The 26,999-nt window shown below is 63.0% G+C and carries 20 protein-coding genes and 3 pseudogenes; 10 read left to right on the top strand and 13 right to left on the bottom strand.

The window, feature by feature from the left end:
- Positions 1-87 precede the first annotated feature (87 nt).
- Both ACSFC5_RS20745 and ACSFC5_RS20740 read right to left on the bottom strand, forming a co-directional pair.
- Positions 88-1,530: an acetyl-CoA hydrolase/transferase C-terminal domain-containing protein gene (locus ACSFC5_RS20745; RefSeq protein WP_440767120.1), complete on the bottom strand. Its 1,443-nt coding sequence runs from the start codon at positions 1,528-1,530 to the stop codon at positions 88-90.
- Positions 1,527-2,093, bottom strand: coding sequence for a MaoC family dehydratase (locus tag ACSFC5_RS20740; RefSeq protein WP_440767119.1), 567 nt, complete (start codon positions 2,091-2,093; stop codon positions 1,527-1,529). Before ACSFC5_RS20740 ends, ACSFC5_RS20745 begins: the two co-directional genes overlap by 4 nt.
- A 215-nt stretch (positions 2,094-2,308) precedes the next feature.
- Between ACSFC5_RS20740 and ACSFC5_RS20735 the strand changes: the two genes are divergently transcribed.
- The gene (locus ACSFC5_RS20735) at positions 2,309-2,893 is read left to right on the top strand and encodes an SHOCT domain-containing protein (RefSeq protein WP_440767118.1); all 585 of its coding nucleotides are present in this window, start codon (positions 2,309-2,311) and stop codon (positions 2,891-2,893) included.
- Between the two features lie 127 nt (positions 2,894-3,020).
- On the opposite strand, the gene ACSFC5_RS20730 is transcribed toward ACSFC5_RS20735, so the two are convergent.
- Positions 3,021-3,782, bottom strand: coding sequence for a polysaccharide deacetylase family protein (locus ACSFC5_RS20730; RefSeq protein ID WP_440767273.1), 762 nt, complete (start codon positions 3,780-3,782; stop codon positions 3,021-3,023).
- A gap of 178 nt (positions 3,783-3,960) precedes the next feature.
- Positions 3,961-4,776: an ABC transporter permease gene (locus tag ACSFC5_RS20725; protein WP_440767272.1), complete on the bottom strand. Its 816-nt coding sequence runs from the start codon at positions 4,774-4,776 to the stop codon at positions 3,961-3,963.
- A 167-nt stretch (positions 4,777-4,943) separates the two neighbouring features.
- Between ACSFC5_RS20725 and ACSFC5_RS20720 the strand changes: the two genes are divergently transcribed.
- A complete protein-coding gene (locus ACSFC5_RS20720; RefSeq protein ID WP_440767117.1) occupies positions 4,944-6,716 on the top strand; it encodes a TCP-1/cpn60 chaperonin family protein in 1,773 nt (590 codons plus the stop codon).
- Positions 6,717-6,805: 89 nt separating this feature from the next.
- Here the strand turns inward: ACSFC5_RS20720 and ACSFC5_RS20715 are convergent, their stop codons facing one another.
- Both ACSFC5_RS20715 and ACSFC5_RS20710 read right to left on the bottom strand, forming a co-directional pair.
- Positions 6,806-7,714, bottom strand: coding sequence for an ABC transporter permease (locus ACSFC5_RS20715; protein ID WP_440767116.1), 909 nt, complete (start codon positions 7,712-7,714; stop codon positions 6,806-6,808).
- A 48-nt stretch (positions 7,715-7,762) separates the two neighbouring features.
- Entirely contained in the window at positions 7,763-9,091 is a 1,329-nt protein-coding gene (locus tag ACSFC5_RS20710) for an extracellular solute-binding protein (RefSeq protein WP_440767115.1), read from the bottom strand.
- A 154-nt stretch (positions 9,092-9,245) separates the two neighbouring features.
- Here ACSFC5_RS20710 and ACSFC5_RS20705 point away from each other — a divergent pair, with 154 nt between their 5' ends.
- Genes ACSFC5_RS20705 through ACSFC5_RS20695 form a run of 3 tightly spaced genes read left to right on the top strand, consistent with a single transcriptional unit; the run spans position 9,246 to position 11,479 of the window.
- Positions 9,246-10,217 (top strand): asparaginase, encoded by a 972-nt coding sequence (locus tag ACSFC5_RS20705; RefSeq protein WP_440767114.1) that lies wholly within the window; start codon positions 9,246-9,248, stop codon positions 10,215-10,217.
- A gap of 45 nt (positions 10,218-10,262) precedes the next feature.
- A complete protein-coding gene (locus ACSFC5_RS20700) occupies positions 10,263-11,036 on the top strand; it encodes an SDR family NAD(P)-dependent oxidoreductase (protein WP_440767113.1) in 774 nt (257 codons plus the stop codon).
- Complete coding sequence (locus ACSFC5_RS20695) at positions 11,033-11,479, top strand: DUF3830 family protein (RefSeq protein WP_440767112.1); 447 nt, start codon at positions 11,033-11,035, stop codon at positions 11,477-11,479. Before ACSFC5_RS20700 ends, ACSFC5_RS20695 begins: the two co-directional genes overlap by 4 nt.
- 48 nt (positions 11,480-11,527) lie before the next feature.
- On the opposite strand, the gene ACSFC5_RS20690 is transcribed toward ACSFC5_RS20695, so the two are convergent.
- From ACSFC5_RS20690 to ACSFC5_RS20675, 4 genes and pseudogenes are all read right to left on the bottom strand, one after another.
- Positions 11,528-12,727: an ABC transporter ATP-binding protein gene (locus ACSFC5_RS20690; RefSeq protein ID WP_440767111.1), complete on the bottom strand. Its 1,200-nt coding sequence runs from the start codon at positions 12,725-12,727 to the stop codon at positions 11,528-11,530.
- Between the two features lie 2 nt (positions 12,728-12,729).
- Positions 12,730-13,857, bottom strand: a complete 1,128-nt coding sequence (locus tag ACSFC5_RS20685; RefSeq protein WP_440767110.1) for an ABC transporter ATP-binding protein — start codon at positions 13,855-13,857, stop codon at positions 12,730-12,732.
- A 690-nt stretch (positions 13,858-14,547) separates the two neighbouring features.
- Positions 14,548-15,281, bottom strand: a pseudogene (locus ACSFC5_RS20680) (IS6 family transposase).
- 52 nt (positions 15,282-15,333) lie between these two features.
- Positions 15,334-15,468, bottom strand: a pseudogene (locus tag ACSFC5_RS20675) (IS630 family transposase); the annotation flags it as partial.
- 746 nt (positions 15,469-16,214) lie between these two features.
- Between ACSFC5_RS20675 and ACSFC5_RS20670 the strand changes: the two are divergent.
- The gene (locus ACSFC5_RS20670; protein ID WP_440767109.1) at positions 16,215-16,979 is read left to right on the top strand and encodes an IclR family transcriptional regulator; all 765 of its coding nucleotides are present in this window, start codon (positions 16,215-16,217) and stop codon (positions 16,977-16,979) included.
- 118 nt (positions 16,980-17,097) lie between these two features.
- Positions 17,098-17,601: pseudogene (locus tag ACSFC5_RS20665) on the top strand (enolase C-terminal domain-like protein); the annotation flags it as partial.
- A gap of 296 nt (positions 17,602-17,897) precedes the next feature.
- On the opposite strand, the gene ACSFC5_RS20660 reads toward ACSFC5_RS20665, so the two are convergent.
- The gene (locus ACSFC5_RS20660; RefSeq protein ID WP_440767108.1) at positions 17,898-18,764 is read right to left on the bottom strand and encodes a fumarylacetoacetate hydrolase family protein; all 867 of its coding nucleotides are present in this window, start codon (positions 18,762-18,764) and stop codon (positions 17,898-17,900) included.
- 112 nt (positions 18,765-18,876) lie between these two features.
- Here ACSFC5_RS20660 and xacF point away from each other — a divergent pair, with 112 nt between their 5' ends.
- From xacF to ACSFC5_RS20645, 3 genes are all read left to right on the top strand, one after another.
- Positions 18,877-20,316 carry a 2,5-dioxovalerate dehydrogenase gene (gene xacF / locus ACSFC5_RS20655; protein WP_440767107.1) on the top strand — a complete coding sequence of 480 codons (1,440 nt, stop codon included), beginning with the start codon at positions 18,877-18,879 and terminating at the stop codon, positions 20,314-20,316.
- A gap of 848 nt (positions 20,317-21,164) precedes the next feature.
- Positions 21,165-23,495, top strand: a complete 2,331-nt coding sequence (locus ACSFC5_RS20650) for a glycoside hydrolase family 3 N-terminal domain-containing protein (protein WP_440767106.1) — start codon at positions 21,165-21,167, stop codon at positions 23,493-23,495.
- Between the two features lie 102 nt (positions 23,496-23,597).
- Entirely contained in the window at positions 23,598-24,506 is a 909-nt protein-coding gene (locus tag ACSFC5_RS20645; protein WP_440767105.1) for a HEAT repeat domain-containing protein, read from the top strand.
- Positions 24,507-24,581: 75 nt separating this feature from the next.
- On the opposite strand, the gene ACSFC5_RS20640 is transcribed toward ACSFC5_RS20645, so the two are convergent.
- Together ACSFC5_RS20640 and ACSFC5_RS20635 are read right to left on the bottom strand one after the other, a co-directional pair.
- Positions 24,582-24,815, bottom strand: a complete 234-nt coding sequence (locus ACSFC5_RS20640; protein WP_440767104.1) for a hypothetical protein — start codon at positions 24,813-24,815, stop codon at positions 24,582-24,584.
- A 53-nt stretch (positions 24,816-24,868) separates the two neighbouring features.
- Entirely contained in the window at positions 24,869-26,938 is a 2,070-nt protein-coding gene (locus ACSFC5_RS20635) for an alpha-glucuronidase family glycosyl hydrolase (RefSeq protein ID WP_440767103.1), read from the bottom strand.
- Positions 26,939-26,999 lie beyond the last annotated feature (61 nt).

Here is a 26,999-nt window from a genome sequence, read left to right as displayed (position 1 = left end):
GGAGAGGTGGACGGGGACGGGCAAAGCTGTTTCTCCGATCGAACCGCGCCGCACCGATACGGCGCTATCGGTATCGGCGGCCCGGCGTCAGGACCGCCAGGAGAACACCGACTCGAGGTGATGCGGGATGTGACCGCCCGCCGTTTCGCCACGGGTGACGTACGCCTCGAGGTCGTCGACGAACTGCGGGTGGCCGCAGTGCTCGATGAGCAGCCGGCTGCGCTCGCGAGGCGAACGCCCGCGGAGGTCGGCGACGCCCTGTTCGGTGATCACGACCGAGATGTCGTGCTCCGAGTGGTCGACGTGGGGACACATCGGGACGATACACGACGTCTCCGCGCCGTGTCTCGAGGGAAGCGTCGTAATCGAGAGGGCGGCGTTTCGGTTGAAATCGCCGCTGCCACCGACCCCGTTTAGCACGCGCGAGCCGTCGACGTGCGTCGAGTTCGCGTGGCCGTAGAGATCGACCTCGATGGCGCTATTGATCCCGACGACGCCGAACCGATCGATCAGCGCCGGGTTGTTCGAGAGGTCGGCGGGCCGAAGGACGATCGACTCGCTGTAGCCGTCGATATCGTCGAACAGCCGCTGTTGGCCAGCCGAGCTAAGGGCGAACGCCGTCGCGCTGGCGCCCGCGAGCGTCCCGTTCTCGATCATCTCGAGCAGACCGTCCTGAAACACCTCGCCGAAGTAGTAGACGTCTCGGTCGCCGAAGTCGATCGACGACAGCGCGCCCATGAGCGCATTTCCGAGGCTTCCGACGCCGAACTGGAGGGCAATACGGTCGTCGAACATCGAGCAGCGCTCGAGTTCGGACTCGAGAAAGGTCGCGAGGTTCGCGGCGATCTCCCGGTCGGTCGTCGAGGGCTCGCGGAAATCGTACGGATCGTCGGCCGCCTCGGTCTCGACGACGGCGAGGAGATGCGCGGGATCGAACTCGATCCGCGAGTCGCCGATTCGGTCCGCCGGCCCCTCGAGCGGGATGGACTCTCGATTCGGCGGCAGCGAGCGCTCGTAGACGTCGTGAAATCGACCGACGTCGCGCGGAATCGAATCGTTCACCTCGACGATCAGCTTCTCCGCGGCCCTGACGTACGCGACGGTGTGGCCGATCGAGAGCGAGGGGACGAACCAGCCGTCGCCGACGGCTACCGCCTCGACGATCGCGACGTCAGGCGTCGGGACGTGGCCGAGTTCGACCTCGTCGCCCAGTTTCGAGATGAACCGATCCTGAAAGGCGATCGTTTCGTCGTTGACCGCCTCCCGCGCCGCGGCCCTCGCCTGGTAGGGATAGCGACGAGCGATCGCGTCCGCTTCGACGAGTGCCGTGTCGATCTCTTTACCGACGCTGCCCCCGCTGATGATCGTCAGCGAGAGGTCGCGATCGTCGGCCGCGAGGGCCAGCGGAAGGGCTTTCGGGTAGCCGACCGCGCCGAACCCGCTTACGGCGACGACCGCATCGGCGTCGACGTGGGCGGCGGCCGTCGCGGCGTCGACCGGCGCGTCCGTCTTCTCGAGTCGGCCGCTCATGAGTCGGTCTCCGGTTGCGTTCCGATCCCCTCCGGCCATCCAGGGGGTTTCGCCGCGCTGGGTTGTGCGTGCTTGCGTTTGAGCACCATCGGCGTTCGCTCGAGGGAGATCACGAGGTCGCCCTCTTGGTTGTAGCCGCGCAGTTCGGTCGTGACGATCCCGACGTGGTCTCGGGAGCCGCTCTCGCGTTTGTCGATCACCTCGCTTTCGGCAAAGAGCGTATCGCCGTGATAGACGGGGCCGTGATGGCGAATATCGTCGTAGCCGAGGTTGGCCGTGGCGTTGACCGAGATGTCGATCACGCTCATCCCGACGACCAGCGCGATGACGAACGTGCCGTCGACGAGCCGTTCGCCGAACTCCGTTTCGGCGGCGTACGCTTCGTTGAAGTGCATCGGGTTGAGGTTCATCGTCACGTTCGTCAGCCAGACGTTATCGGTCTCGGTGACGGTGCGTCCGAAGGGATGCTTGTAGATATCGCCGACCTCGAAGTCCTCGTAGTATCGGCCGTGCCATCCCTCGACGATGCGCGTCTCTCCGTTCGGTTGGTCGTCTGTTGTCATAGGGGTCCTCTCGAGGCGGTGTTCGGCGGCGGTCCTGACCGTTCCGACGGTTCGTCGGTGGCTGGACGCCGAGTTCTGAGAGTAATACTCGTTCTCGGCGGATCGTCATAGCTGTTATCGCTACGAACTGCAACGTGGCGTCCGGAGACGGTCGCTGACCCAGTGTCGGCTGGTCGCTCGAGAACGTATATACGTGTCCGCGATCATCGATTCGTATGCCATTCGACGAGCAAACGGGCCGACAGGGCGACGCTCGAGCGATCGACGACGAGGGGGTGGACGGACTCGAGATCGGGGAACTGGAACGTCAGCAACTCCGCGAGCGACTGGACGACGACGAGCGGATCCAGCACGCACTCCGCGGGCGAATCATGGATTACGAGACGAACGACGACGACCGCGACCGTCGCGAGGAGAGCCGAACCCGCAAGATGGCGAGTCGCGGCCGCGACCTGCTGACGCTCGTGACGGACCGACGGCTGATGGTCGTGATTCAACGCGAGGTGCCCGCCGATCACGAGTACCGATCGATACCCTCCAACGAACTGACGGGAGCGACGCTGGAGACGGCGAACGGCAACCAACGGCTCGTGCTCCGCGGACCCAAACGGTACTACATCGACGTCGGGCGGAGTGCCACCGACGACGCAACCGCAGCCTGTTCGACGATTCGCCAGCAGATAGCGGCCGAATCGGACGACGACTCGTTCGATTCGCTCGAGCGACTCGAGGCCTTATTCGAACAGGGCCACCTCACGGAACGCGAGTTCGAGGCGATGAAACGGGAGTTGCTGGAGTAGAGTGGTCGGCAGGCGGTTCGAAAACCCGGTACGGGACCGCCGTCTCATACGGGTTACTGTCAGTCATTTCCGGCGCAACCGCCGCCCGGAGCGTGGTTATGCCGGTAAATCGGTACAGTAATCCGTCTCAGTTGTTCTCGCGGAACTCGGTGGCGACGGCGTCCATCTCTTCGAACTCGACGTCGTCCTTGCTCTTCATGTGCTCGATCAGTTCCTCGAGTCGCGAGATGCGGTGGGCCTGGCCGATGACCTGCGGGTGGAGGGTCAAGATAAAGACGCCGTCATCGACGTTCTCGTGCATCCAGTCGAACTGGTCGTAGTAGCGCTGGAACAGCGAGTCCTCGCTCACGTAGCCCATGCGGTGTGGCCGCGCCCAGGTGAACGTCAGCGCGGGCCAGTCGTCGCGCTGCCAGGAGACGGGGAGTTCGACGATATCGGTGGGTTCGCCGCGGTCGTACGCGCCGTCCTCGGGGGCGCTCCAGCCCCCGTAGAGCCAGTGGGGTTCGAAGTCGGAGGCCATCTTGCTCGAGTCCCACTCGATGCCGACCTCGTCTAAGATGTCGAGGGTGTTCTCGGAGTAGTCCCACGCGGGAGAGCGGTAGCCGGTGGGTTCGCGCCCGGTGAGGTCGACGATCGAGTCGATCGCCCGCTCGACGTCGGCTTTCTCGTCTTCTTTGGTCTCGTAGGTTGCGGGTCCGGTGTGGCTCCAGCCGTGGTGTTGGATGTCGTAGCCGCGGTCCCAGACCTCGGCGCTGATCTCCGGAAAGCTGTCGATCGTGTGGCCGGGAACGAACCACGTCGCCGGGATGTCGTGTTTGTCGTGGAGGTCGAGCAATCGTGGTGCGCCGATGTTGGCTCCGTACACGCCCCGGGAGTGTCGCGTCGGCATATCCCAGGAGTCGTATGACCAGAGCCACGTCGATACTGCGTCGAAGTCGTACGAAAGGCAGACTTTGGACGTCATTGCGAATTGAGGTTCGAGGGGTACCTAAAAAGCCTTTTCTTGTGGTTGGTTGATAGTAACACGCATATTCAATCCCCGGAAACGTCGCTTCGGGAGCACTCCGTCAGGACTGTCTGGCGCCGTAGACGACGAGGCCCCCCGCGACGAGGAGGAGAATCGTCGAGAACACCGTCGTCACGCTCCCGAGGGCGAACAGCTCCGGGGTCGCCCGCTCGGCGGACGCGATGCTGAACACTTCCATGGGCATCGTTCGGTCGCGACCGACGAGAAGCAGCCCGCGTTCGGCCTCGTTGTACGAGAGCGTGAACGCGAAGACGGCCGCACCGAGAACGGTCGGCGCGATCTGTGGCAACACGATCTCGCGGAACGTGGTTACTCGACTCGCTCCCATCACTCGTGCGGCCTCCTCGTTCTGGGCCAGATTTGGCGGGAAGCCGGCGAGCAGCACGATCACCGCGAACGGGAGCGTCCAGACGACGTGTGCCGGCAGGGCAACCCACATCGACCGCGACAGACCGAGTACCTCGTTGAGCAACAGCGTCGAACCGACGCTGAACGCGATCCCCGGGGTGATGATCCCGAGCACGATCAGGTAGAGGAACAGCTTCCGGCCGCGGAAGTCAAAGCGGTACGCGAGCGCCGCAGCCGTCCCCAGCACCGTCGTGATCACCGTCACGACGAGTGCGAGTTGGATCGATCGCAGGACCGAGTTGATGATCCCCTGGTTCGCCGCCAGTTCGCTGTACCACGCCAGCGTGAACCCCTGATACGGCGGCGAGATCCCGCCCGAGTTGAACGAAAAGACGATCAGCGCGAGCATCGGCGCGTAAATATACAGTGAGATCAGGACGAAGTACGCTGCCAACAGGCGTTTCATATCGACCCACTGCACGAGCCGCGTGAGCGCAGATCGATCCATCTGCTTCTCGACCGAAGTGTGCTTTGTCGCCATCTACCTTGAGTACTGGTGGCATATTATATAAAGATGCTGCGCTGGGGCCGTGAGACGCGACCGCGCGTGATCGCCACCGGTGGCGACGCGGGATAGGTTTTTACCTGCTGGCCGACGGAATGACAGTATCGAAGATGGGAGACACAACCGATTCGGAGGCGGAAATACAGTTTCCACACGCAAATATCGTCGCCGCTCGAGCGATCCGCGGCGTCCTCGAGAGCTCGCTGGGGCCGCTCTCCCACGATACGCTGATCGAGAGCCGCTCGGGGAAGACCGAACGGGAGCCGGGGGAGCCCGAAACGCGGGTCGACACGGTCAGCAGCGACGGGGCGACCATTCTCGAGGAACTGCCGGTCGAACACCCGATGGGCCCGATTATCCGACGGCTCGTCGCCCCGGAACGCCCGGGAACGACGGACGTCGAGGGGGAGCTCGTTCCCGACGGCATCTCGACCACCGTAGTACTGCTCGGCGCGCTGCTCGACGAGGGGGAGCGCCTGCTCGAGATGGGTGTCCACCCGACGACTATCGAGGACGGCTACAGCGCCGCACTCGACTGTATCGAGCAAACGGTGGGGTCGCTCTCGCGGCCGCTCGAGTCGTTCGACGATCCGACGGCTGCCGCGGAGATGGTCGCTCGATCGGCGATGACGGGAAACGACGTCGGAAACGGGCGGGAGACGTGGGCGAGCGGCGCCGTCGAGGCCGCGAGACAGATCGGGATGCCGGACGAGGAGACGCTCGCCGTCCGCCAGATTCGTTCGGGCTCGATCGACGACTCGCGGCTCGTCTTCGGGACGGTGCTCGACCGAAACGATATCTGTGACGACCGAATGCCGAGCCAGGTGACGGACGCGAACGTCCTCATCATTAGCGGGTTCAAGCGCGGCAAGGCCAACGACGGCAAGACCGGCGGCTTGCAGGACCCGGACTTCCAGCAGGACGGCGAGCGGCTCGTCATCGACTCGCCCGACGATATCGACGCGTTCGACGACGTGTTCGCGGACCGCCGCGAGCAGGTCGTCGCGGGTCTCGTCGAGGCCGGCGTCGACGTCGTCGTGACCAGAACTGGCATCAACGACGCGTACCAGGAGCTCCTCGTCGAACACGGGATCGTGGGGATCCGCGGGGTCAACCGCCTCAAACTCGCGCAGTTGGCGAGTGCGACCGGCGCGACGCCGGTCGTCGACCCGACCGACGTGACGCCGGCGGACCTCGGCCACGCGGGGCTGGTCGAACAGCAGACGATCGACAAGCGCCAGGGGCGGCGAAAGCGTCGACGGATGGTAGTGTTCGACAAGTGTTCCGACCCGGCGTCGGTCACGTTCCTCCTCCGCGGCGTCCACGGCCAGCTCGGCGCGCAGGCGGCGACGGAGATCCGGAAGGCCGTCGCGGCGGTCGCGACGGCGATGGGCGAGACGACCGGCCCGGCGGGGGTTCTCCCCGGCGGCGGCGCGACGGAGCTCGAACTCGCGAGCGCGCTCCGCGACGCCGCGCTCGAGGCGGATGGACGGGAACAGCTCGCCGTCCAGGCGTTCGCCGACGCGACGGACCGATTCGTTTCGACGCTCGCCCGGAATGCGGGAATGGATACGCTGACGACGCTCGCGTCGCTCCGGGAGGCGACGACGAGCGCGACGAACGGCACCGCGCCGGGACTCGTCTTCCCAGCCGGCGAGATCGACGACGTGCTCGAGGCCGGCCTGCTCGATCCGACGGCGATCCGGCTCCGGTGTTATCAGCACGCGGTCGACGTCGCGTCGCTCGTGCTCCGTGTCGACGACGCGCTCGATGCGACCTTCAGCGAGGAGCCGACGCAACCGGGCGAGGCGATCTACGACGAACACGCGGAGAACCATCAGGCGTATCTCGACGAGCAGGACGATACGATCTGGCACGAGTGAGCGTTTTTGCGGGCGAATGTCGGTCGGTACGGCTCGATTGCCGAGTCGCCGACTGTTGGGTGAAATCCGTCAAAAAAGTCCGTCTCGAGTTACTCCTGGCTCGCGATCTCGGTGATGTCGACGACGCGGAACAGGAGGAACACGAACGCGAAGATCACGACAAGCAGCGTGATCGAGAGCGCCGCGGCCGAGGGGTAGTTCAGACCCTGGCTGTAGCGGCTGTAGATCAGGGTGGGAACGGTGTTGGCACCGCCGCTGAGGAACGACGGAACGGTGAAGTTCCCGATCGTGAGGACGAACGTGAACATACAGCCGATCGCGACGCCGGGTAAGCTCAGCGGCCACGTGACGTTCCGGAACGTCTCGATGGGATTGCCCCGAAGCGTTTCCGAAGCGTTGAGCAGCCCTTCGTCGATCTGTGAGAGCGAGATGTAGATCGGTGCCGCCATGAACACCACGTAGTTCTGCAGGTAGCCGACCGCCTGCGAGAACGACGAAAACAGGAGCCAGCCGATCGCCCCGTCGATGATCCCGAGATTCATCAACAGCCCGTTGATGACCCCGTTTCGACCCAGGATCGGGAACCAGCCGAACGTCCGGATCAGTTCCGACGTCCAGAACGGGATGACGAGGAACAACAGCAAGACGAGTCCGACCATGGGCGTGGTGTGGAATCGAAGATAGTACGCGAGCGGGTAGCCGAACACGAGCGTGATGAAGGTGACGACGATTCCGACCCCGATCGTTCGGACGAACGCGCCGCGGACCGCACCGGAGGCGAACACGTCGTCGATCCAGGCCGCGAGCGTGAACTCGTGGATCACGTTGAACGACGAGTAGGTGAGGAAGCTGTAGTAGAAGATAACCAGCAACGGCAGGAGCAAGAAGACGGTAAACCAGATGACCGTCGGTGCTATCAGGCCGGTTACCTCGTTGTTCAGGTCCTCTTTGTCGATGCGCAAGCGACTCAACACTCCGGTTTTTGATTCTGAACTCATTTGATTCGTCTCGCTGGTTGTGTCGAAAATATCGAAAGCATGTTCTGTTCAGGCGGCCTGGAAGTCTTCCCAGCGCGAGACCATGTAGTCCGCCTCGCTGGGCCAGATCTGGAAGAAGCCGATGCGGTCGATCCGCTCCTCGATCGGTCCGCTGTCGCGGGTGCCGCCGTTCGAGTCGGGGTCGCCCTCTTCCATCGACCAGTCGTAGTCGAGCGGATCGAACAGTGCCGGTTCGTCGATCTCCTCGTACGTGGCCTCGCCGCGGTACGCCCAGTCGTAGTACTCGGGGCCCATTCCTTCGCCGGAGTCGTCCGAGCCGTCGCGGACGAGTTCCTCGTTCTCGTAGTGGGGAACCGAGTAGCCGCGACCCTGCACGAAGCCGGGGAACCACGCGCCGAGGTGGACCTTGTCGTACAGGAATGTGACTTGATCGACGTTCTGGCGCTCCTCTGCACCCTCGAGCGTCGCCATCCCGCCGTACCAGTACCGGTAGCCCTGGATACCTTCGCTCATCGTCGCGTAGGTACACGGCGTCCCCTCACGGCGAACGTCCATCGCCGCCGGCTGCCAGATGTCGCCGATGACCGCTTCCTCGCCGGCCATGAGCGTCACGGATTCGCCGTACGCTTCCCAGGTCGAGCGGAACTGGCCGGCCTCTTTCTGCTCGATGAGGAAGTCGATCGCCGTGTCGAGTTGGTCCTGCGTCGGGTCGTTCAACTCGCCGATATCTCCGTCGATCATGTCGTTGTCGAGCAGGTGCATGATCGCCTGCGGAATGGTGATCGCCGCCGTTTCCCCGACGATCACCTCGCCTTCGTACTGTTCGTCGAACTGCGCACTCCACAGGGAGACGTCGTCGACGTACGACGGGTTGTACCCCATCGCGTCGAAGTTGTAGGCGTACGGCGAGAACAGGATCTCATCCCGGCTGTCGCCGTCGACCCACAGCTCTCGATTGACCGTCTCGACCTGCTCGCCGAGGTGGCTCAGCCGCTCTTCGGGGTTCGTGAACAGATCTGAAATCTGCTCTTCGTCCCAGTTGTCCAGATCCTCGACCGGCATCGGAATCGTTACCGGGTTGTCTCGAGTGAGCGCCCCGGAACCGGTCGTGTCCGAGGTGAACACGTCCGTGTTCTCGGAGCCGCCGCCGAGGAGTTGTGCCTGGGTGTCACCGATCGTCGCGATCGTCGTGTTCACTTCGACGTCGGACATCTCTTCCATCTTCGCGGCCTGTTCGTCGCTGACCGCCCAGTCCGGGCCGATCCATTCGAGCGGTCGTGCCGGTCCGTCGTCGCCACCCACACATCCCGCGAGCGCGGCACCCGCTGCTGCTCCACCGTACGCAACAAAGTTTCGTCTACTGATACCGTCTGGCATTACAGGCTGTCACACACACCGTGCCGTATTAAACGTTCCTCTTAGGAACAGCAGAAGCGGAGATATTACACGATAAGACGGTATTTAGTTGAACATTCTGTAGCGACAATCGGTCGTGCGAAAGAGATAACCAATCTCCGGACGATCGTGGTGTATGCCACCAACTGTTGCCGTCCTCAGCACGGGCGGAACCATCGCGAGCACGAGTGCGTCCGGCGGTGCGACGCCGAGCAAGCGCGGGGCGGAACTGGTCGATGCCGTCCCGGACCTCGAGAGCCACGCCGAGATCGAGGTCGAGGAGGTCGCCCAGATCCCGAGCTACGATATGGGGTTCGAGACGATGACGAAACTGGCGGCGGCCGTCCGGCACGTCGCGGCCGACGGCGCGGACGGCGTCGTCGTCACCCACGGAACCGATACGATCGAGGAGTCGGCGTACTTCCTCGATCTCGTCCTCGACGATGAGATTCCGGTCGCGTTCACGGGTGCACAGCGACGACCAGACGAGGTTAGCCCCGACGGGCCGGCAAATCTGCTGGCGGCGGTGAGAACCGTCACTCACGACCGGTTCGACGACGGCGTCTACGTGGTCACGAACGACGAAATTCACGCCGCACGCGACGTGACGAAGACCCACACCAGCGCGCTCGAGACGTTCGACTCGCCGAGCGCGGCGCCGGTCGCCTCCCTGACGCGGTCCGAGATTCGAATCGTCCGCGAGCCGAGGAGTTACTCGCCGACGTTCGACGTGGGGGAGGTGACGAGCGACGTCGCGATCGTCGCCAGTGGGGCCGGCGTGGGTCGCCGGCCGATCGATCGGGCGCTCGAGGACGGCGTCGACGGACTCGTCGTCGACGGGACGGGCCTCGGCAACGCGACGAGCGCGCTCGGCGACGCGATCGCCGATGCCGTTGCCGACGACATTCCAGTGGTCGTCACGTCGCGCTGTCAGGCCGGGACGACGGCCCCGGTGTACGGCGGCGACGGCGGCGGAAGCACCCTGCGTTCGCACGGGGCGATCCACGGCGACGATCTGCCGGCTCACAAGGCGCGGATCAAACTGGCCGTCGTCTGTTCGGTCGCCGACGACCTCGAGAAGCGACGGCGGCTGTACGCCGGCGAGTGAGCCAAACGGTAGCTATTTCTCCCCGGCCATGGATGTTGGTGACGTATGACACAAGGACGCCTAGACGGCCGTGTCGCACTCGTCACGGGTGCGAGTTCGGGCATCGGAAACGCGATTGCAGCGACGTTCGGCGCCGAGGGCGCGAGCGTCGTCGTCACTGACGTCAGACGCGAACCGAAACTCGAGGACGAGGAGTCCGTCTTCGACCGACTCGACGCGGTCGACGCCGACTACGAGTTCGTCGAACTGGACGTGACCGACGAGGACGACATCGAGGCGGCGCTCGAGACGGCGACCGACGAGTTCGGTGGGCTCGATATCCTCGTGAACAACGCGGGGATCTATTTCCAGAATCAGGCCCACGAAGCACCCGCGGACGAGTACGACGCCATCATGGACGTCAACCTCCGGGGAGTGTTCCTCGCGAGTAAACACGCGCTCCCGCTCTTGAAAGCGAGCGATCACGGGAAGATCATCAATCTCTCGTCGATCTACGGGCTGGTCGGCGGGGAGAACAGCGCGGCTTACTGTGCATCGAAAGGGGGCGTCTCCAACCTAACGCGTCAGATGGCCCTCGACTACGCGGCCGACGAGATCAACGTCAACGCGCTGGCACCGGGCATCATCGAGACCGCACAGAACGCCGAGTGGCGGGAGACTGACGAGGAACTCCTCGCCGACTGGCAGGCGTCGACGCCGTGGCCTCGATTCGGGACTCCCGACGACGTCGCGGACGCCGCGCTGTTTCTGGCGGGCGACGAGAGCGAGTTCGTCACCGGTCACGTCCTGCGCGTCGACGGCGGCTGGACGGCGTGGTGATCGTCGTGAGCGAACTCCATCTCACCGTCGGCGAGAACACGTACGTCGCACCGCTCCTCGAGTCGGAGGCCCCCGAGTCGGTTCGTGCGCTACAAGACATTCTCCCGCTGACCTCGGAGCTGATGCACGTTCGCTGGAGCGGCCACGCGACGTGGATCAACATCGACGAGATCGACCTCCCGGAGCTCCCCCGGGAGAACCACACCGTCTACCCCTCCCGCGGCGACATTCTGCTGTACCCCGGCTACAGAAACGAACAGGAAATTCTGGTCGCCTGCGGGCCGACCTGCTTCAAGAGCCCAGCCGGCGAACTCGCCGGCAACCACGTCGGCACGCTCGAGACAACGCGCGAGGAACTCACTGCACTGGAAGAACTGACGCTCAGGGACGGCGTTCAGCCGGTTACCGCACGAATTCGGGAGTCGAACGCGGACCGATCGTAACGGAAAGGTCGCAGTGGCAGGGACGGGGACGACCCTGCGACCGACCGCTCATTCGCCGAGAATATCCGTCTCGAGATCGATTCCGTCGACGATACTCGTCCGCTCGAGTAGCGTCGCGTGATCCGCGCTCCACCCGATGGAGACGGTCCCCGTTGGTTCGATTCGGTCGAACGACTTCAGCTGTATTTCGTGGGTTGCCCCCTCGGACGTGGTCGCCTCGAGGATCACTTGCGTCCCCGATCCTGGCTGGTGAATAACGTCGTCGACTCGACAGCTGACGCTGTTGTCCAGGTCGTCGGTAACCTCGATATACTGCGGCCGGACCGAGAAGGGGATCTGTTCCCCGATGAGAGAGGTCGGTTCGGATCGCAGGTTCGTCGTCGTCGCGAGAAACGTTCCGAGCGGCGTTTCAATGTGTGCGTAACTGCCGTCGTCGCTGACGTCGGTCAGTTCGCCCGTAAAGATGTTCGAGTCGCCGACGAACGCCGAGACGAACGCCGTCGACGGATCGTTGTAGACGCGTTCGACGGAGTCGGATTGCTCGATCTTGCCGTCGTTCATGACGACGATCTGATCTGCCAGCCGCATCGCCTGCGTCTGGTCGTGCGTGACGTAGACGAACGTCGTATCGAGCTGGCGGTGGAGCCGGAGCAACTCTCGCTCCATGTGTTTCTGAAGCTTGTAGTCCATGTCCCCCAGCGGTTCGTCCAGCAAGAGGAGTTTCGGCTTGAGGACCATGCTCCGGGCGAGCGCGACGCGCTGTTTCTGCCCGGCCGAGAGTTCCTCGGGGTGACGATCGACGAGCTCCTCGAGACGCATCATCTCGACCACGTCGTCGACGCGGGCTTCCCGTTCGTCTGCCTCGACCTGAAGACGTTCCAGTCCGTAGCCGATGTTCTCCGCGACCGTCAGGTGTGGAAACAGCTGGAAGTCCTGAAAGACGAGCCCGATGTCGCGCTCGTAGGTCGGCTCGTCGGTGATGTCTTGGCCCCCGAGCCGTATTCTCCCCTCCGTCACCGGGATTTTGCCGACGAGCGAGTGCAGCGTCGTCGACTTTCCACAGCCGCTGGGACCGATCAGCACGCAGAAATCTCCCTCCCTGATGCTGAAGCTGATCTCTTCGACGGCAACGGTCCCGTCGGGGTAGATCTTCGTTAGTTCGTCGACTTCGAGCGCGACCGGTTGCGATTCGTCGACTGCCGGTTCGGGCGGCGATACGTCCGCCTCGGTGGATTCTATGTCAGACATTGTCATTCTTCAATGAGATCCGCGATGGTAACGGTGTCGGTTACGCTGAGTTCGTCGAAGTAGAGCGCGTCGTCGACGTTCCAGCCGAGATCGATCGAATCGCCGATCGCACCGATCTCGGGGTTGTCCGGAACGACGACGTAGAACTCGCGGTCGGTTCCATCGAGCGACACCGCGAACTCGGTAGTTTCGCCGGTGTACGTTCGGCCTTCGAGAACGCCCGTGAGTGTCACGTCACAGTCGTCCGTCTCGAGCGAGACGGCTTCCGGTCGGACGATCAACAGTCCCGTCTCCGTTTCGGCCCCGTTCTGGGCGGTCGCCCGCATCGGACCGATCTCCGTCTGGACCTCCACGACGCCGTCGCCGACCTCGGTCGGCTTGCCCTCCGTAATGAGCGCGTTCGAGTCGCCGACGAACCGGCAGACGAACGCGTTCCGCGGGTTGTGATACACCGTTTCTGGGGTGCCGATCTGTTCGATCATGCCGCGGTTCATCACGACCAGCTTGTCGGCGAGTTTGAGCGCCTGATCCTGATTGTGCGTGATGTAGAGGAACGTGCTCCCGAGGTCCGCGTGGAGACTCCGCATCTCGAGTTCCATGCGTTTCTGGAGTTTGTAGTCGAGGTCGGCCAGCGGATCGTCGAAGAGCATTACCTCGCAGTTGCGACAGAGCTGTCGCGCTAACTCCACGCGCTGTTGTTGTCCGCCCGAGAGCGCCCCCGGGAGATCGTCCCGCGTCTCCTCGATCGCTAACAGGGTCAACATCTCGTCGATCGTCTCGTCGATCTCCGACTGTGTGGGCGGGTCGTCCCGTTGCTCGAGACCGAACGCGATGTTCTCCGCGACGGTCTTGTGGGGGAACAACGTCTCTTCGAACTCCTGGAATACGTAGCCGAGATTCCGATCTTGGACGGAGAGGTCGGCCGCGTCACGACCATCGAGCGTGATCGTCCCGTCATCGGACTCGATCAATCCGGCGATGCACTTGAGGAGCGTACTCTTCCCGCAGCCACTCGGGCCGAGCACGACGCAGAACTCGCCGTTCTCGACCTCCAGTTCGATATCCCGAAGCACCGTCTCGCTGCGAAACGATTTGGTCACTGACTCGATCGCAATTGCGGTAGCCGTCATCAGTGCACACTGTGTGTAGCGAGCATTTAGCTCTACCTCCTCGAACGGGTCGTGCGGGAGACCGACTCGTGAAGCGACTGAGATCGAAATCGAGTCGACGTGTGCGACCGAGTCAGGATCGATCACCCTCGACAAACCGACTTGACACGATTCGGAGCGTCGTCGAGGGACCCCCGTCGAACCCCGCGTTCGATTCCGACTCGGCGTAGTATCGGTTTCGAATACTACTCCGGAATCAGTCAATTCCGTTGTCGAACGCGCTCAAATACTCATTTTGGATGAGTCAGTGAACGGAAAACTCAACCAACGAGTACCTTTCAACCCGCGTCGAATATGACGGTATCGTCGTTCCAACCGTCAGTTAACGATACGGCCTCGAACGAACGCCCTATCTTTCATACAGGGTGTACTACGCAGTCTTCCAGCAGTTTCGGACGCTTTAGCTGTGTGCGTGACCTTCTGCTGGACGTATCGTCGATACGTACAACATGATCAAGAGTGAGTTACATTCGCGGACGGAGATCGATCTCGTCGGTATTCGTGGACGCCGGCAGCAGTCTGATTCGAGACCGATATTGGAAAGATAGGATATATCAGTATAAATCTACTATCGGATAATACCCGCCATAGGAAGTATTCAAGCCGACAGTAATGTATATTGGAAAGACATATACTCGTAACCGGCACTGTCTAGTTTAGCACCTCGTCAGCTGGCGTCTTTCTATCGAGCGATTGATGCGGTCTTTGATGGTTGTAGTCATGCACAAACTGATCAATCCACTTACGGGCACTCCGCCGACTGCCCACTCACGAGTTTTGGAAACGGTCAACGCGCATTTTGAAGGTGTGAAACCAGTTTTCGATCAGGTTTCGATCGGTATAGTCAATCCGACCGTTCAGTCCTAACCGAGCAAGGGCAGTCCGATAGCCAAATTGCTCGACGAGAAACACTGCTTCGGAGAGATCGTGTTTCTCGCGGAGTCCATACAGGAACGCAGCTGCCGGATCAGTGCCGTGGCGGCTGCATAACTGGGCGTCAAGACTCAACTTTGTATCGAGATATATTGCAGCGTACAAGCAAGACCGTTCGCCGTTGATCTTGACAGCGGTCTCGCCAACCGCGACCCGCGTCGGCTGCGCCGTCCTCAGAACGCAACGCGTTCTGATGGGCCACACGAGAGCTCTGCTCTCGTGGACGTCGGCGGGTTAGGAACGCTGTCAGACAGCCGATGTACCCAATTCCAAACCACTCCATGAGAGCGTTCAACGCCTAATTCAGCGAGAATCGTTGTTGTCTCTCGAAGCGAACAACCAGTCTGATGGAGGCGGACGGCGAACCCCGTGATGGGCGTCGCCGTCCGTTCGTTCTCCCAAGCTTCCTCTAAATCCGCATCGTAGCTCTTGCTGAGCAGGTCTGCGAGCATTACTCTAGAGTAACTCAGCGGCCTGCTCAGGTCTCAAACTGGCTCAACTAAACAGTGCCCGTTTTCTCCCAGATCGGTGAGCATCAGTCACAGCCTGTTCAAGCGACTCGACGCCGACGAGTCGCTTGAGCCAGCTGTAGATCGTTCTTCGACCGGTGTCGTGCCACTCGGCAAGTTCGGTCTGTGTCCCTCGACGGATATCAGTGGTTCGTTCGAAGGGGTCTTCGGTATTGCATCTCATAACGGTCTCTGGTGAGCTAAGTGGATCGGAAGACACCACCATTCAAGTCATTTTCAGAGCAGACTATTCTTTCAGTCATATTTCGGGACGGCGATCGCGAGCGGTTACTCCGTGACCGACCACTACGCTCAGAAGTTATCGACCAGTCGACACGGGGTCCCATTCCTGATGAGTTCCTGTTCGATAAGGGGCAGCTCAGTTTGATTACATTTGTACGTATGTAATGGACAGCTCCGGTCGTTCTCGCGGTCGCTACCTGGTCCGAACGTTCGATGCCCGCACGCTCTCGACTGTCAGTCACAGGGATCCCGTTATGTAATACCGAACAGCGTCGTCGGTGAGACGAACGACCAGTATTCTCCCGTGTACGACGCGCTGAAAGAAGATAGGGGCGTGACAGTAGCACAGTTACGGTCGCTGTTCCGGTAGGGCCGAAATTCTCGCGCAACCCGTCTTGACCGGTGGTCGCACTGAATCACCGAACTGGACAGTAATACGAAACGAATATTCGAATCGCCGATCGCCCCGTGCGTGGTGTTTACCGACAACGTGAGACACTGGACCGCGATAACGATGGGGTAGCGCCCTGTACACCCTGACCTATGCGATTTCGGAACCGACCACCGAATAGCGACGTTGTTCGTAAATACTGAACACATAGATATTTATGCGAAACACATGCTAGGGATGATATGGGTAAACCAGCGACCAACCCGGTCAAATCGGTGGTGACGACGTTCAGCATTCTCCAGACGTTACGACGACTCGACGGTGCCGGCGTCACCGAACTCGCTACCGAACTCGACCTCCCGAAAAGTAGCGTTTACAACTACCTCAGCACCCTCGAGCAGGAGGAGTACGTCGTCAAAGATGACGGGAAATATTACCTGGGGCTCCGATTTCTCGATTTCGGACGGTACGTCAGACAGCGCGACGACCTCTACGAGACAGCCCGTCCCGAGATGGAGGCGATCGCCGAGGAAACCGGTGAACTCGTCAACTTGCTCGTCGAAGAACACGGACAAGGCGTCTACGTCTGTCGTATCCGCGGCGAACAGGCCGTCAACGTCGAGGCGAGTACGGGTCACCGCGTCCCCCTGCACAACACCGGTCTCGGGAAGGCCATTCTCGCCTACCAGCCGAAGGACCGCGTCGACGAGATTCTCGATGAACACGGGATGTCGTCCGACACTGAGCACTCGATCACCGGCCGCGACGCGTTCGAGGCCGAGCTGTCGGACGTACGTGACCGAGGCGTCGCGTTCGATCACGAGGAGCGAATCGATGGCCTCTGCTGTGTCGCCGTCCCGATTTTGGACCGCGACGAGCAACCGATCGGTGCGCTCAGCGTCGCCGGACCGAAGAGTCGCATGCAAGGAGAGCGATTCACGTCCGAGCTACCCGAGCTCCTGAAGAGCGCGACGAACGTGATCGAACTCAACCTCACCTACTCCTGAACGGATCGCTCAGTCGGTTCGTCACTCTGGCCCGCACGTTCGTTCATTAATGGCGAACGTTCGACACGCGCACTCATTGCGGCCGACCACGTCCGGCGACGTTCCTCGACGACCGAGCCGACGGCTCGAGGAGTACGACGTCTGGTGGCTCGAGGACCCGATCTCGCCGGAGAACCACGACGTGCAAGAGGAGGTCACCAAGCGGACCTCGACGCCGATCACGGTCGGCGAGAATGGCTACCGGAATCATGGCAACCGCCAGTTGCTCGAGAATCAGGCGGTCGATATCGTCGCGCCGGACGTACCCCGCGTCGGCGGGATGCGCCAAACGCGGAAGACCACCGACCTCGCGGACATGTACTACGTGCCGGTCGCGATGCACAACGTCTCCTCGCCGATCGGGACGATGGCCAGCATCCACGTCGGTGCGGCGATCCCGAACTCGCTGGCAGTGGAGTACCACTCCTACGAACTCGGCTGGTGGTCGGACCTCGTCGAGGAGGACATCATCGAGGACGGGTACGCCGAAGTCCCCGAAAAGCCCGGACTCGGACTCACGCTCGACGACGACGCCATCGAGGAGCATCTGGCCGACGGTGTTGAAATGTTCGCTGCGGCGTGAGGCGCACCGGGCTCGCAAATCGTCGATTTGCGTCGTTTGACGAGGCGTGAGCGTCGTCGAGCCGAAGCCAGCAGGTCGTTCCTGCCAGTATAACCCCGGTCGTACCGTCCCATAGACGGTCTGTCCCACCCGATTCTTCTCATTCGGTACGACCACGGCAATCGGCTCGCGACGTTGCGACAACGAACGTGCTGAGAGAGATCTTCGTTCACGAGAAGCCGACAGCACCGTCTCCCGAAAAATCTTCGCTCAAGTGGCTCCGCAGGGAGGTTGCGTCCCTGGACTGTCGATATCGGTCAGACTTCGATGACCGGATTCGTGAGTTCGCCGATCTCGTCGATAGTGATACGGACCTCGTCGTCGGGCTGGAGCGTGAAGCCGTCGTCGGGTACCAGCGAGGTGCCGGTGAGCAGGACGCCGAGTTCGGGAACGACGTCGTGGTCGCGCCAGTACTTGACGAGTTCGTCGCAGGTGCGAGCCATGTTGCCAATCGAGGTCTCGCCCTCGTAGAGGATCTCGTCGTCGCGAGTGATCTCCATTGCCATCGTCAGCTCGTGGGGGTCGCCGACCTCGGCGGCGGAGGCGACGCAGGGACCGATCGAACAGCAGCGCTCGTACATCTTCGCCTGGGGCAGGTACAGCGGGTTCTCGCCCTCGATCTCCCGGCTGCTCATATCGTTGCCGATCGTGTAGCCGACGGTCGAGCCGTCGTAGAGGACGATGCCGAGCTCCGGTTCGGGAACGTCCCACGCGGAGTCCGCTCGGATACCGACTGCCTCGCCCGGCCCGACCGTTCGGCTCGGCGTCGCTTTGAAGAAGATCTCCGGCCGTTCGGCCTCGTAGGCGTGAAGGTACATCTCCGGCATCCCGCTTTCGGCCTCGCGCGCCTCCTCGCTGATCTCGTAGGTGACGCCCGCCGCCCAGACTTCCTGGGGGACGAGGGGGAGCGTACCGTCGGTAAGCGAGTCGAGAGAGACAGTCGGGGCCTCGTCCGTGAGATCGCTCGCCATCTCGTCGATCTCGAGGCCCGCGATATCCGCCGTCGCTGCGAGCTCCCCGAAACCGTCCAGTCGTGGTTTCACGGCAGTCAGATCGTACGCTGTCTCGTCGTCGACAGCGATGAGTCTATGCTGGCCGCCAGCCGATAGGCGTTGATACCGCATGCACGCATCAACTACCTAATCCGTTATAAATGTCTCGTCCCCGGACGATTTCATCGGCCGGAAGCGTTGGAACGGCAAGAATTATCAGCGGACGGAGCCATCGGTCACACGTATGGCAGACCAGCGGCTGAACTACGTTAACGGCGAGCGGATCGAATCACGTACCGGAGAGACGTTCGAAACGACGGATCCCGCGAGCCCGGAGGAAGCTATCGCGACCTATCCGCAGTCCGATGCCGAAGACGCGGAACAAGCGATCGAAGCGGCACGCGACGCGAGCGACAACTGGGGATCGACCCCCGGCCCCGAGCGAGGACGGATCCTCGCGAAGACGGGATCGCTCCTCGATGAGCGCAAGGACGAACTGACCGAACTGCTCGTACGCGAGGAGGGCAAGACCTGGAGCGAGGCCGCCGGCGAGGTACAGCGCGCGATCGATATCTTCCATTACTACGGCTCGAAGGCCAGCGACATCGGCGGCACGGTCAAGAGTTCGAGCGCACGCGATACGAACCTTTACACGAAGACGGAGCCCCTGGGCGTCGCGGGGCTCATAACGCCGTGGAACTACCCCATCGCGATCCCGGCCTGGAAGATCGCACCGGCGCTGGCCGCGGGTAACGCCGTCGTCATTAAGCCCGCCTCGCTCGCGCCCGGTGTCGTCCACGAGATGGCTGACGCGCTCGAGGAAGCGGGCCTCCCCGCCGGCGTCCTCAACGTTGTCACCGGTCCCGGCAGCGAGGTCGGCGGCACCATCGCCAGTCACGAAGCTGTCGACGCCATCTCCTTCACCGGCAGCACGGCGGTCGGCAACACCGTCTACGACACGGCGACCGAGGACGGCAAGCGCGTCCAACTCGAGATGGGCGGGAAGAACCCGACGGTCGTCAGCGACACGGCGGACGTCGAGGAAGCGGCCGAAATCGTCGCCAACGGCGCGTTCGGCGTGACCGGGCAGGCGTGTACGGCCGCCTCGCGCGCGATCGTCCACGAGGGCGTCTACGACGAGTTCGTCGATGCCGTCGTCGACCGCGCCGACGCGATCGACCACGGCCACGGACTCGATGACCCCGGCATGGGTCCCCACGTCAGCGAATCCGAACTCGAGAGCACGCTCGAGTACGTCGACATTGCCCAGGAAGAGGGAGCGACCCTCGAGTTCGGCGGGTCGGCGCTCGATCGCGAAGGCTACTTCGTCGAACCCGCGGTCTTCTCGGACGTCGACTCCGAGATGCGCATCGCTCAGGAGGAGGTCTTCGGCCCGGTGCTCGCGATCATCCCCGTTGGCAGCTACGACGAGGCGATTCACGTCGCCAACGACGTCGACTACGGGCTTTCGGCGAGCGTCGTCACTGACGACCACACCGAGGCGAACCGCTTCGTCGAGGAGGTCGACGCCGGCGTCGTCAAGATCAACGAGAAGACGACCGGTCTCGAACTCCACGTCCCCTTCGGCGGCATGAAGGACTCCTCGAGCGAGACCTACCGCGAGCAGGGCGACGCCGGTCTCGACTTCTACAGTATCACCAAGACGGTCTACGACAACTACTGAGGAACTGACGGCCCGCTCGAGCGCGATTCCGACGCAACGCGATTTTTTAGTGCCGCCGATCCGCCGATACTCGGGAGTGACTGTCGAGTGCAGGAAGCGCCAACCTGGGACCGAACCGTCATAGCGTCGCCCCTCGTTTTTCAAGACCAGACTGCCGTTATCTAATGACGAACAGGTACCGGCAATATTCCATATCGCACCCCAGATTTTACAACCATACTATTGTAAGGATTCCCACGATGGCCGAAACGCCTCTGAGGTGAAACGGACGCCGCTTCCGGATTGTATTGAAGCCGTTCGTCGGTAAACGGTGACGTGACGGTCTGTTGCCGGCACTTATTCGAGACAGGTGCTGTTCAGCAATCATGGACGGAAATAGTGGCGGCCTGAAACTTCCTGCTCGAGGATTCAAGCGTGGAACCGCTTCTTGTGGGGTGTGCGCATCTCTCAATAAACGGGGGCCGATACCGGCGTCTCAACGATAGCGAAACCACGTTTCCCATAGATGAACAGGCGGTTAGCAGGAGTGATGCTCAGTTCGGCGGTGGGAAACAGGCCGACAGCGGAGGCTATCGGTGCACAGACGATGGATGCGGCAGTGAACGCGCATATCGTGCAGGAACGAAATCGGGACTCTGACGGTCCAAAGCTGCCAATTGACCAGTGACTGTCCGCTCGAGAACATGCGGACGGGAAGCCAGAGTCAATCGACGTCTCACCGTCGGCTGCTCGGCTCCCGGGACGACTCCCACCGACGACGTTCAGTAGCGATCCGTTCGACTGCACCGACCCGCCGGATCGAATCCGAGTCCGAATCATTAAGACAGTGGATTGGGAGAGTAGAGATGATGCAAGCTAGTTCAGACCGTGACGTCATCGGGACGTCGATCGAGCGGCGCGTTGGGGCCCTCCTCGAAGAGATGACGCTCGAGGAAACGGCGGCGCAGCTCGGGTCCGTAAACGCTGACAAACTCATAGACGAGAACGGAGAACTCGACGGGGAAGCCGTCAGCGAACACCTTTCGAACGGTATCGGCCATCTAACCCGTATCGGCGGCGAGGGGAGTCTCTCCCCGACTGAAGCGGCTGAACGGACGAACGAGCTCCAGGCGTATCTCCGAGACGAGACGCGACTCGGCGTTCCCGCAATCCCCCACGAGGAGTGTCTCAGCGGGTACATGGGTCCGGAGGGGACGACGTTCCCGCAGATGATCGGGATAGCGAGTACGTGGTCGCCCGAGCTTCTCGAGTCGGTCACCGACACTATCCGTGACCAGTTGGAGGCCATCGGAACCGCGCACGCGCTCTCGCCGGTTCTCGACGTCGCCCGCGACCTTCGATGGGGACGCGTCGAGGAGACGTTCGGCGAGGACCCCTATCTGGTCGCGGCGATGGCGCATAGCTACGTCGAGGGACTGCAGGCCGACGGCGACGGTGTCACCGCGACGCTCAAGCACTTCGTCGCCCACGGCGCCGGCGCGGGCGGGAAGAATCGGAGTTCAGTCAACCTCGGACGGCGCGAACTCCGCGAGACGCATCTGTTCCCCTTCGAAGCGGTCGTCCGCACGGCGAACGCCGAGTCGGTGATGAACGCCTATCACGACATCGACGGGATCCCCTGTGCCAGCGACGAGTGGCTCCTGACCGACGTGCTCCGCGGCGAGTGGGGATTCGACGGGACCGTCGTCTCCGACTACTACAGCGTTCGCCACCTCGTGACCGAACACGGTACGGCGGACACGAAACGCGAGGCCGGCGTCCAGGCGGTCGAGGCCGGCATCGACGTCGAACTCCCGTACACGGACTACTACGGCGAACACCTCGTCGAGGCCGTCGAGGCCGGCGAACTCGCCGAGGAGACGGTCACCGAGGCGGCTCGGCGCGTCCTCAGTGCGAAGGCCCAGAAGGGACTCCTCGACGACTCGACGGTCGACTCCGACGCAGCGGCGGAGCCGTTCGGCACCGACGAGGCCAGAGCGGTCACCGAGCGCGCTGCCCGCGAGTCGATGACGCTCCTGAAAAACGAGGACGACCTGCTCCCCCTCGTCAGCGAGGAAACCGACTCCGTCGCGGTCGTCGGCCCGAAAGCCGACGACGTCCAAGAGCTCATGGGCGACTACGCCTACCCCGCCCACTACCCCGAGGAGGAGGTCGAACTCGAGGCGACGACGCCACTCGATGCCGTCCGCGAACAAGGCGACGAGTACGGGTTCGAGGTTAGCCACGAGCAGGGCTGTACGACGACCGGTCCCAAGACGGACGAGTTCGATGCGGCCGCGGACGCCGCCGCGGACGCAGACGTCGCCCTCGCGTTCGTCGGCGCGCGCTCCGCCGTCGACTTCTCAGACTCGGACAGGGATCGGGTCAACAAGCCTAGCGTCGCCACCAGCGGCGAGGGCTGTGACGTGGTCGATCTGGGGCTCCCCGGCGTCCAGCGCGACCTCGTCGAACGCGTTCACGAGACGGGGACGCCGGTCGTAGTCGTCGTCGTGAGCGGCAAGCCACACTCCCTCGAGTGGATCGCACGGGAGGTCCCGGCCGTCGTGCAGGCGTGGCTCCCCGGTGAACGCGGCGGCGAGGGCGTCGCCGCCACCCTGTTCGGCGAACACAATCCCTGTGGCCACTTGCCCGTCTCCATCCCGCGCACGGTCGGACAGCTCCCGGTCCACTATAATCGGAAGCCAAACACCGCGAACGAGGAGTACGTCTACACGGAAAGCGACCCGCTCTACCCCTTCGGTCACGGCCTGAGCTACACCAACTTCGAGTACGGAGACCTCTCGCTGTCGACCGACGAACTCCCGCCGGCCGGCACGATCACCGCGACTATGACCGTCGAAAACACCGGCGACACCGCGGGCGACGACGTCGTTCAGCTGTACGCGAGCGCGGAGAACCCCGACCAAGCCCGTCCGGTGCAGGAACTCGTCGGGTTCGAGCGCGTCTCCCTCGAGCCGGGCGAGACGAAGCGGGTCAGTTTCGAGGTCGACGCGTCACAACTCGCGTACCACGACCGCGACTTCGACCTGGCCGTCGAGAAGGGGCCCTACGAGTTCCGCATCGGTCACTCGGCCGCCGAGGTGGCCGCGACTGCCGCCTTCGAAGTGACCGAGACGAAGGAAGTACCGCGGACCAGTCGAACGTACTTCACTGAAACTGACGTCGCGAATGTCGAGTAACGACGCGGACTGTCGGGTCGCCTATCGGGACGTCTGGTGACTGTCGAGGCGTCTGGTAGCACAACCCGCACGTATTTATCGGTCGATACGTATCACACGGGTATGACGCTGGACTCGTCAGTGCCGCTCGACGGAATCGATCCCGAGTCGATAGCCCGGGATGACATCGACGACGCGGAGGTACGCGCCGCTCTCTCGTCATCGGATCCGCTGGTCCGGCAGCGAGGCGTCGAAGTCTGTGAAACGCTCGTCGAGGAGGGGGTCGACGCCGTGCGCCCGGTCCTCGACGAGGTCGCGTCGCTCGCCAACGACGACAACGCCGCGATCGCTCTGCGCGCGATCACCGTCCTCAGGACCGTCGCCAAACGCGATCCGGCATCGCTCGAGGGGCGGCTGACCGGCCTCGTCGACACCGCTGGCGCCGATATCGTGGACGTGCAGCTGACCGGCTCGAACGTCCTCGCCACGCTCGTCGTCGAGCGCCCCGATCTCGTTGCGCCATTCGTTCGGCAGTTGCTCGAGGGAATTCGAGTCACCGAGCCCGATCCGCAGGGCGAAGACCTCAGCGACGTGGTAACCGACGAGGTGACCCGGCGTACGATACAGGATCACGAGGACGAAGAGCGCAAGCGGCGACTCTCCGCCCGTCAGACGCTGAGCAACGTCGTCGTTGCTACCGTTGAATCGGAGCCCCAGTCGGCGTTCGACGCCGTCGATGCGCTCATCACGCTGTTGGACGATACGTATCCGGCCATCTCCGGCGGCGCGATCGACGCGCTCGCCCAACTTGCGGCGGCGAAACCGGCGGTCGTCGCCCCGGTGAGCGACCGCCTGATCGACCGTCTCGACGACGACAGCGTCGTCGTGCGTGCGCGTACCGTTCGAGCGGTCGGCTACCTCGGGGACGACGCCGCCGTACCGAAACTTCGGGACGTGGCTGCGACGGACGCCAACCAGGACGTTCGGGAACTCGCAGACGAGACCGCGAACTTCCTCGCTGACGCGTCGTAATCACGCCTTCTCACGAACAGCACGAACGCGTCGTCGTTCGGGTCCGGGACGAGAACTGGTACAGAGCGAGCGGACTCAGTCGTCCATCGCGCGCTTCGTGCAGTACCAGTACGCGCTGCTGAAGAAAATGAACGCGACGACCACGAGGACGATATCGATAATGAGGATGGGATACGCCTGGTCACCGGGCTCGACGAACGCGGCCGAGAGCGCGAGGAGGAGCCCCGACATGATCAGCAGGGCGAGGATAACCTTCATCTGCTCGCGCTGAGCGGCGATGAGGTCGAGCAGCATCGACATTTTCGACATGGTGTGTGAGTGGCGAACACATGTGAAAAAATTATCGGTGATCGCGGCGCGGGCTATTCGTCTCGAGCGCGGCCTCGCTCGTCGGGAATGCCCGAGTACTCCCTGACGGTCGACGTGAGCACGTCCCGCCACCGCTCGGCCTGTGCGACCTGTTCGTCGAACCGTTCGGCGACGTGGCGATAACGCCGGTCGTCGACGCGCCCCTCGAGCGAGTGCCACAGGTCCCGGAGCCGTTCGACCTCCTCGACGCCTGCGAAGCAGTTGTCGTAGAGTCGCTGGACGACGGTCGTCCCGTCCGCGAGTTCGTGGTCCCAGGGGAGGTGGTGGAAGAAGAGAAGCAATTCCTCGGGGCAGGTCTCGACGGAGCCGTAGCGCTCGGCGACCGGATCGCGGTACTGCGTGACGTAGCCGCTTCCGCTCTCGGTTCGGTCAACGCCGATGCCGTCCTCTCTCGCGCCGTGATAGCCGGGCCACTCTGCCGGCGACGGGTAGTAGTGGTTCTCGAGGTACTCTTCGCCGTTGTGCATCATATGCATGAGTCCGAGGCCGCCGGTCTGGTAGTCGATGCAGGCCGCCAACGAGCCGCGGAGGATCTCGGTAACGGTGTCGACGACGTCCTCGTCGGCACCGAACGTCTGTCGGGACCACTCGCGAGTAATCGCCTCGGCGGAGCGGTCGGGATCCCAAGCCGCGCGACCGAAAGCGTAGAGGTTCGCCTGGGCGAGATAGTGACCCGTCCAGTTGTAGTCCTCACCGACGTTGCCGACGCCGACAAGGCCCTCCCCGTCGCCGCGGAAGAGCGAACTCACCGGCGTCCCCTCGCCGTCGGCGTGCGTGTCGAACTCGAAGACTTCCTTCCACATCGGGAGGTGGTAGGTCGCGTGGACGCTCTGCCCGGTGTACTCCTGAGTGATCTGTAACTCGAGTCCGAGGTCCGTCTCCGGCATTGCGCCGAACAGCGTCGACACTGGCTCGCGGGGCTGGAAGTCTACGGGTCCGTTCTTGATCTGGACGGTGACGTTGTCGGCGAACTCGCCGTCGAGCGGTTCGAACGTGTCGTAGGCCTGTACCGCCCGGTCCTCGTGTGAACCGTAGACGAAGGCACGCCACCAGACGCGCCCGCCGTGTGGCTCGAGCGCCTGCGCGATCGCGTTCGCGCCGTCCACGTGATCGCGGTCGTAGTCGTACGGGCCGGCCTGCCCCTCCGAGTCGGCCTTGACGAGAAAGCCGCCGAAGTCCGGCACGAGGTCGTAGATTTCATCGGCCTTCCGTCGCCACCACTCCCGGACGTCTTCCTCGAGCGGGTCGGCGGTGTCGAGGTCGCCGACGAGCATCGGCGCTGCGAAGTTGACCGAGAGGTACGTTCGGATACCGTACCGGCGAAACAGCGACGCGAGCCCGGTGAGGTCCTCGAGTCGCCGCGACTCGAGCAGTTGCCATCCCTCGAACGCGTCGAACGCGGCGTTCGCGCTCGCTCGCTGCGGCTTCGTCGTGTTGACGTTGTTGAGGACGATACCGTTGATTCCAACGGAGGCCAGCAGACGAGCGTAATCTTCGTATCGCTTCCGGAGGTCGGGCAGTCGTTCCCAGTCGAAGATCGACTCGCCGGCGTACCCCCGTTCGACCGAGCGACGGAACGGCGTGTCCCACTGGTTGAGCAGCCGGTTCGCGTACGCCGGCTCCTCGCACACGTCGAGGACGTCGATCGGCTCACCGGTGCTGAGCAGCCGGAGGAGGTGGAACGTGCCGTACACCAGCCCCCGATCGGTGGGGCCGGTGACGACGAGACAGTCCGCGCCGTTCCAGGTGACCGACCGGATGAGATATCCTCCGTCCTCGAGACCGGCGACGTCATCGGCCGGAACCGATTCGGCGATCATCGCCATGTCGTCCGGCGTGCCGATGGCAAGGAATCCGTCGGCCGTCGTCGGCGGATGCTGCCAGAGGTGAGGGTCCGCTCCGAGAAGCCCGGGCAGTGCCCGTCGGAGCTCATCCCGGACCGCGCCGCATTCAGGTGACTTTTCGGCGACGTACGCGTGTCTACACCGGCGTCGGTACGATTCACGTCGGCTCTCGCCCGCCACGCCCTCGTACCGAAGCCAGCAATCGTCGTACTGATTCATCGAGAGATAGTCAAATCGTCGTCGGCGACTGGTAAAACGATAGTGGTCGATCGGTCGTCTG

This window comes from Natronorubrum marinum (assembly GCF_052040125.1).
Taxonomy (GTDB): Archaea; Halobacteriota; Halobacteria; order Halobacteriales; family Natrialbaceae; genus Natronorubrum.
Note: the sequence above shows the minus strand (reverse complement) of the source record. Positions and strands in the feature narration are given on the sequence as shown.

What these genes read in the sequence shown, in the direction of transcription:
- ACSFC5_RS20745 (WP_440767120.1), bottom strand. Translation starts at nt 1,530, where the DNA reads ATGAGCGGCCGACTCGAGAAGACGGACGCGCCGGTCGACGCCGCGACG.
- ACSFC5_RS20740 (WP_440767119.1), bottom strand. Translation starts at nt 2,093, where the DNA reads ATGACAACAGACGACCAACCGAACGGAGAGACGCGCATCGTCGAGGGA.
- ACSFC5_RS20735 (WP_440767118.1), top strand. Translation starts at nt 2,309, where the DNA reads ATGCCATTCGACGAGCAAACGGGCCGACAGGGCGACGCTCGAGCGATC.
- ACSFC5_RS20730 (WP_440767273.1), bottom strand. Translation starts at nt 3,782, where the DNA reads ATGCCGACGCGACACTCCCGGGGCGTGTACGGAGCCAACATCGGCGCA.
- ACSFC5_RS20725 (WP_440767272.1), bottom strand. Translation starts at nt 4,776, where the DNA reads ATGGATCGATCTGCGCTCACGCGGCTCGTGCAGTGGGTCGATATGAAA.
- ACSFC5_RS20720 (WP_440767117.1), top strand. Translation starts at nt 4,944, where the DNA reads ATGGGAGACACAACCGATTCGGAGGCGGAAATACAGTTTCCACACGCA.
- ACSFC5_RS20715 (WP_440767116.1), bottom strand. Translation starts at nt 7,714, where the DNA reads ATGAGTTCAGAATCAAAAACCGGAGTGTTGAGTCGCTTGCGCATCGAC.
- ACSFC5_RS20710 (WP_440767115.1), bottom strand. Translation starts at nt 9,091, where the DNA reads ATGCCAGACGGTATCAGTAGACGAAACTTTGTTGCGTACGGTGGAGCA.
- ACSFC5_RS20705 (WP_440767114.1), top strand. Translation starts at nt 9,246, where the DNA reads ATGCCACCAACTGTTGCCGTCCTCAGCACGGGCGGAACCATCGCGAGC.
- ACSFC5_RS20700 (WP_440767113.1), top strand. Translation starts at nt 10,263, where the DNA reads ATGACACAAGGACGCCTAGACGGCCGTGTCGCACTCGTCACGGGTGCG.
- ACSFC5_RS20690 (WP_440767111.1), bottom strand. Translation starts at nt 12,727, where the DNA reads ATGTCTGACATAGAATCCACCGAGGCGGACGTATCGCCGCCCGAACCG.
- ACSFC5_RS20685 (WP_440767110.1), bottom strand. Translation starts at nt 13,857, where the DNA reads ATGACGGCTACCGCAATTGCGATCGAGTCAGTGACCAAATCGTTTCGC.
- ACSFC5_RS20670 (WP_440767109.1), top strand. Translation starts at nt 16,215, where the DNA reads ATGGGTAAACCAGCGACCAACCCGGTCAAATCGGTGGTGACGACGTTC.
- ACSFC5_RS20660 (WP_440767108.1), bottom strand. Translation starts at nt 18,764, where the DNA reads ATGCGGTATCAACGCCTATCGGCTGGCGGCCAGCATAGACTCATCGCT.
- xacF (WP_440767107.1), top strand. Translation starts at nt 18,877, where the DNA reads ATGGCAGACCAGCGGCTGAACTACGTTAACGGCGAGCGGATCGAATCA.
- ACSFC5_RS20650 (WP_440767106.1), top strand. Translation starts at nt 21,165, where the DNA reads ATGCAAGCTAGTTCAGACCGTGACGTCATCGGGACGTCGATCGAGCGG.
- ACSFC5_RS20645 (WP_440767105.1), top strand. Translation starts at nt 23,598, where the DNA reads ATGACGCTGGACTCGTCAGTGCCGCTCGACGGAATCGATCCCGAGTCG.
- ACSFC5_RS20640 (WP_440767104.1), bottom strand. Translation starts at nt 24,815, where the DNA reads ATGTCGAAAATGTCGATGCTGCTCGACCTCATCGCCGCTCAGCGCGAG.
- ACSFC5_RS20635 (WP_440767103.1), bottom strand. Translation starts at nt 26,938, where the DNA reads ATGAATCAGTACGACGATTGCTGGCTTCGGTACGAGGGCGTGGCGGGC.